This is a genomic window from Flectobacillus sp. (assembly GCF_049240685.1).
GTDB lineage: Bacteria > Bacteroidota > Bacteroidia > Cytophagales > Spirosomataceae > Flectobacillus.
In genome coordinates, this window is record NZ_JBMLSD010000030.1 from 1 (window position 1) to 6,067 (window position 6,067).

Consider the following 6,067-nt stretch of genomic DNA (forward strand, 5'->3'; position numbering starts at 1 on the left):
TTTTGATTATGAACACCTTCTGGTAACCAATATACTACTAACCAATAACGTTTTTTAGTAACGATAGATATGTTTTGCCGAATGCCCAAAGCTGAAAGCCGAAGGCTCAAAAATTAAATTTTATTTTGCATATTAACTTACCATTCCATTCGTGGCATCGGACTTACTTCTTGCCCACAGAATTCACCTTTTTCGGCTTTAAAATGAGCTGCCATGGCAATCATACCTGCATTGTCGGTACAATATTGAAATTGGGGAATATAGACATTCCAGCCAAGCTCATCGCCTAGACGCTGTAATTCGGCACGCAAGCCTGAATTAGCCGAAACTCCACCTGCAATGGCAATATCCTTAATTTTATATTGTTTTGCTGCTTTTTTGAGTTTTTGGAGCAATATTTTAATCAAAGTATGTTGCATAGAAGCACAAATATCCTTGATATTTTCATATACGAAATTTGGATTTTTTGCTGTTTCTTTCTGTAAAAAATACAAAAAAGCTGTTTTGATTCCAGAGAAAGAATAATTTAAGCCTTGCATCTCAACTGTCGGAAATTCAAAACGTAAAGGATTTCCTTCTTTGGCATACTTATCGATTAGTGGTCCACCGGGATAAGGCAAATTCAATAGTTTGGCTGTTTTATCGAAAGCTTCACCAACGGCATCGTCTTGGGTTTCGCCAATGATTTCCATATCGAGTGGCGAACGTACAAATACAATTTGTGTGTGCCCACCGCTTACAGTCAAACAAAGGAAGGGAAACTGAGGCTTGGGTTCATCAATAAAATGAGCTAAAACATGTGCCTGCATGTGATGCACATCTATCAAAGGAATGTTGAGGCCAAGCGCCAAAGCTTTGGCAAAAGAGGTACCCACTAATAAAGAGCCCAAAAGCCCTGGCCCACGTGTAAAAGCTATGGCATTTAGGTCAGATTTTGTTATCTTCGCTGTGGCTAAAGCCTCTGCTACAACTGGCACAATATGCTGCTGATGGGCACGACTGGCAAGTTCGGGAACAACGCCGCCCCATTTTTGATGTATTGCTTGGCTTGCGACAATATTGGAATGAAGTTTGCCATCAATAATAACGGCTGCTGAGCTATCATCGCAAGAGGATTCTATGGCTAAAATGGTCATGTTTCAAATTTTTTTACAAAGATAACCAATCATTTTTAAAGCTGGTTAACATTGATTAGTCCTAGCAAGAGGCTATTCTTCCAAACATCTTTAAACTTAATATACGGCTTTTGCTTCGGTTTCGTTTTAAAAGCATAACACCCAAATCGATCTCATAGTTTGAATCTTCGGTCATTGCGCCCACAAAGAAGATCCCTAACCCCGATTACCTGTTAGAGTAAATGATTTTCAACGCACTAAAAATATCAACCAAAACTGTCCTTTATGCTTTAGTAGGGGTCATGATATTGGTTGTATTGCTAGTGTCGGTTTTGCGTACTTCGTATGTACAAACAAAGCTTGCTCAGTACTTTGCCCCAAAAATATCGACTGCATTGGGATATCCCATTGAAGTAGATAAAGTGATGATTCACTTTTTTGACGAAGCTACACTCGAAGGTGTACGTGTAAAAGATTATCAAGGCTATCAAATGATTGATATTGAAAAACTCGATGTAGATTTTCAGTTGAAAAGTTTGGTGCAAGATAGTACACAAAATGTGCTCGATTATGTTCGCTTATTTCGTCCAAAAGTGGTTTTGGTCATCGATAAAAAGGGCGATTTGAATATCGATGAATTTATTCGCCGTATCAACAAGCTTACGGCTTCGAAAGAACCACGGCCCAAAAATCATAAACCTTCACCTTTTATTATTCGAGAGGCGGATATTCAGGATGGTATTTTTACCTTAAACGATGAATCTGAGCCTTATTTGAATAGTCGGCAATCCTTCGACCATTATCATTTTACGCTTCATGAGCTCGAAGCTCATCTCAATGATTTTACGCTGATTCGGGATACCGTAAGTTTCAAAACGACTTTGAAAGGATATGATCGTTTTTCAAATACAAGAATCAAAGAGTTAACGACCAATTTCTTGATTTCGGATACGCAAATGCGCTTTGATAATTTATTATTAAAGCTTAATAACTCGACGGTCAAAAACCAGATTTTGATGTCTTTTAAGTCTCAAAAGGACTTTAAGCATTGGAACTCTAAAGTTAGGATGCGGGCAAATTTTGATTCAACGTATGTAACCTCAGATGATTTAGGGAGGTTTGTGAATGATATGTATGAATTTAGAGATTCGTATCATTTGAATGGAAAATTTGATGGCACCGTTAATGATTTCAAGCTTCAGGATTTTGATTTATACTTTGGTAAAAAATCAAAATTAGCTGGAGATTTTGCTTTTAAAGGACTTCCCTCTATTTCGAAGGCAGATATGAAATTGGCGATGAAAAAGTCGCATGTTCAAGTAGAAGACTTACAAAATTATATTGGCTCAGAGCCTGTAAAGGCTATCCGCAAATTTGGTTATGTCAATTTTGATGGAAGTTTCGTGGGTACTATTTCTCAATTTAAGACCACAGGTTTACTCGAATCGGAGTTAGGCAAATTAGATGTGGATGTGAGCATGGTACTCAGGCCAGAGTCTACCAAATCTACTTATTCGGGTCTGGTAAAGGCGCAAGAATTTAAGATAGGTACTTTGCTCGAAGAAACCCTTTTGGGGAATGTTTCACTCAATGGCAAAATAGAAGGTCGTGGATTTAGTTGGAAAGATTCAGAGTTACAATTTGATGGCGATATCAATAGTTTACAGTTTAATAAATACGATTACAAAAATGTTTATGTCAAAGGCAAATTAGCCAAGCAGCTTTTTGATGGGCGAGTGATTGTGAACGACACCAACTTGGTGTTTAATCTTTACGGAAAAGTTGACCTAAGAAATCAAAAAGAGCAAGTAGATTTATTTGGGAAGCTTAGTAAGGCCAATCTTCGTAATTTGTTCTTTACCAAAGATGACTGGCGTATTTCTACTTTTTTGGATGTAGAATTTGAAGGCATCAATGTTGATAAACTGAAGGGGGGCGCCTTATTGTATCATACTGTATTGGGATACAATACTCGAAATTTGTATGTAGATACCGTAAGATTTACCTCGAAGGTACTACCTCAAGAGCGTATTTGGTCGCTCGAATCACCGCAGGCAGATGTGGCATTTAAAGGTAAATTTTTGCCCTCTAAAGCCACCCAAGATTTACTACAGTTGGTAAAAGAATATTCTTTGTATTTTGTAGGGAACGAACAAGAAAGAAAGGAATATTATGCCCAAAAGCCCTATTTCGTGCCTCTCAATTATAATGTCGATTATCTGCTAACCTTGAAGGATTTTTATCCTTTCATGGCTTTGGTGTATCCTGAAGGGAAAATTTCTAAAAATACGCAATTTAAGGGGTCGTTCGGAATTGGGTCTACTTCCACTTTTTCGCTTGAGTCGTCGATAGATACATTGATTTTGGGTAAAAATTATCAGTTTTATGGAAGTCATATCGACCTCAACTCCTCTAAGTTTTTTAATTCGCCTGCTGTATTGGCCTCGGTGATTTTGAATTCGCAGAAGCAGAAAATTAGCGTGCTTGAGCCTACCGAAAAGTTTGATTTAGAAGCCTCATGGGGCGACGATAACAGTATTAGGTTTACTAGTAAAATTCGCCAACAGAATACGACCAATGAAGCTAAACTAAATGGGTCTTTGGGCTTTTTGGAACAAGGAATATCACTGAGGTTCAATAAATCGGAGGTCAAAGTACTAGACAAACGTTGGCAAATTAATCCTGAAAATTTGGTGACAATTGTAGGTAAAGAGTTAGGCGCTCAAAATTTTACGATTGCCAACGACGACCAATTCATAGCCCTAGATGGGAAGATTTCGGAAGATTCTACCGAGACTATGAATTTTAAGGCTAAAAACTTTAGTTTAGAAACCTTAGCTCCCATCGTTGCACTCAATATCAGTGGCACCGTTGATGCCGATGTAACACTCAAAGAGGTATATAAACACATTAATGCAGATTCACAACTAAGAATAGAGGGGCTGACCTTGGATAATTTCTTAATTGGTAATTTTGAAGGTTCTGGTGTGTATGATCAAGAAGCCCATATCGTCAGACTCGATTATGGTCTGGAGCGACTAAACAATCAGATTTTGAAGTTTCAAGGGACTTATGACCCCATGCAGGAGGCTAATTCTTTGAATCTGACGGCCAATTTGAATCAGACTAATTTGCAAATTTTGGAGCCGTTTACCAAAGGAGTTTTCTCGAACTTGAAAGGTACCGCAAGTGGCGATTTGAAGATTACTGGTAATCTTCGTCACCCAATTTTTAATGGCGTTATAGAGGTAAAAAAAGGGTCTTTGTTCTTTGATTATCTTAAAACTACCTTGAATTTTGAGGATAAAATTCATTTTGATGTAGATGAGATTTTTGCAAAAAAGATGACTGTTTACGATGACGAAGGCAACAAGGCGTCGTTGATGGGAGGGGTATTTTATGATGGTAGTAATAATTTTTCTTTGGGGCTAAACTTACAACTTTCGCGTTTTAAATTACTCAACACCACCAAACGCGACAATAACTTGTATTATGGCACAGGCTACGCAAGTGGTAAAGTAGCCATAGAAGGACCATTCAATAATATTGTAATCGATGCCAATTTAATAAGCGATAGAGGAACTCGACTCTATATTCCTCTCGATAACGCCGAAGATGCGGGCAGCCAAGAAGAAATAGAGTTTTTAGTAGCAAAAAATCCTACAGATTCAAAAGACGAAAAGAAGAAAAAAGAGGATACTTCGAGCCGTATTCGTATGGATTTTAAGTTCGAATTTACACCAGATGCTTATGGCGAAGTGCAGTTCGATAAGCAAACAGGCGATATTATGCGAGCTTATGGAGCTGGAAAGATTAATTTGAAAATAGATACAAAGGGCGATTTCAGTATGACAGGCGACTATGCCCTAGATAGAGGAGATTATACTTTTACTTTCCAGAATATTATCAATAAAAAATTCTCAATCCAAAGAGGAAGTCGTATCAGCTGGTCTGGAAATCCTTATGAGGCAATGCTTGATATTAAAGCCGCCTATACCCAAAATGTCAACTATTTAGGCTCGGTAATTGATACCGTCTCAAGCGGCTCGGCAACCTACAAAAATCGTCCCGAGTTTACGCGTCGATATCCTGTAGATGTAATTATTCAATTAAAAGACAGACTTTTACAGCCAGCTATTAGTTTTGATTTAAAACTTCATGACTATCCTCAAAACCCTGAGTTTAATTCGGGAGTGACTGCTTTCCAAAACCGTATTCGTACCGATGAGCAAGAGCTGAATCGTCAGGTAAGTAATGTATTGTTGTTGGGGCAAATGGTGTCTAATTCAGCAGCGGCTTTTGCTTCGGTAAATTTGGTAAATAACTTGATGGAATTGGCTTCTAATCAATTGAGTAACGTATTTTCAAAAATTGACCAAAACCTTAATGTAGACCTGACTTTCAATGGCAGTGGATTAAATCAGGATTTGATTAATAACCTACAGTTGCGTTTTTCTTACAACTTCAATGATAGGTTTAGGATTACAAGAAGTGGAGGTTTTACGACTGCTTTGAATCAAACAAATGCATTGTCATTGATTGGTGACTGGTCGCTCGAGTGGTTTATCAAGCGGGATGGAAGCCTACGTCTGAAAACCTATAACCGAAATGTTCAGACCTCTATTTTAGGTACTTTGAATACGCAATATCAGACCTTTACTTCGGGAGGGATGTCAATCCTTTATTCGAAAAGCTTTAATTATTTTTTTCCTAATAAGTACAAAAAACTAGCAAATACAACCAGCGATATTCCGAGCAAATCGTCGGGCAATGAAAATTAGATTTACTTTATCGGGGATTGGCGCTCGGCAAAAAGTTGTCACAATTTCATAAGAGCATTTTTGTACCGCACGCTAAAGAAGTATAAGTGTTTTTTAGAAAATTTCTGATTACTGAGCAAAAAGAGAAAAGGTATTTAGACTTTTTCAATGAATGTTTAAAAACAGTTTTAA

2 protein-coding genes are annotated in these 6,067 nt (G+C 37.7%); one reads left to right on the forward strand and one right to left on the reverse strand.

The annotated features are described in order from the left end of the window. Positions 1 to 137: 137 nt before the first annotated feature. Complete coding sequence (gene tsaD / locus ACOVQ4_RS01540) at positions 138 to 1,136, reverse strand: tRNA (adenosine(37)-N6)-threonylcarbamoyltransferase complex transferase subunit TsaD (RefSeq protein WP_421818905.1); 999 nt, start codon at positions 1,134 to 1,136, stop codon at positions 138 to 140. A gap of 221 nt (positions 1,137 to 1,357) precedes the next feature. Here tsaD and ACOVQ4_RS01545 point away from each other — a divergent pair, with 221 nt between their 5' ends. Further along, positions 1,358 to 5,896, forward strand: coding sequence for a translocation/assembly module TamB domain-containing protein (locus ACOVQ4_RS01545; protein ID WP_421818906.1), 4,539 nt, complete (start codon positions 1,358 to 1,360; stop codon positions 5,894 to 5,896). Positions 5,897 to 6,067: the final 171 nt, after the last annotated feature.

Excerpts from the sequence above, each read along its gene's own strand:
- tsaD (WP_421818905.1), bottom strand. The coding sequence starts at position 1,136 with ATGACCATTTTAGCCATAGAATCCTCTTGCGATGATAGCTCAGCAGCC.
- ACOVQ4_RS01545 (WP_421818906.1), top strand. The coding sequence starts at position 1,358 with ATGATTTTCAACGCACTAAAAATATCAACCAAAACTGTCCTTTATGCT.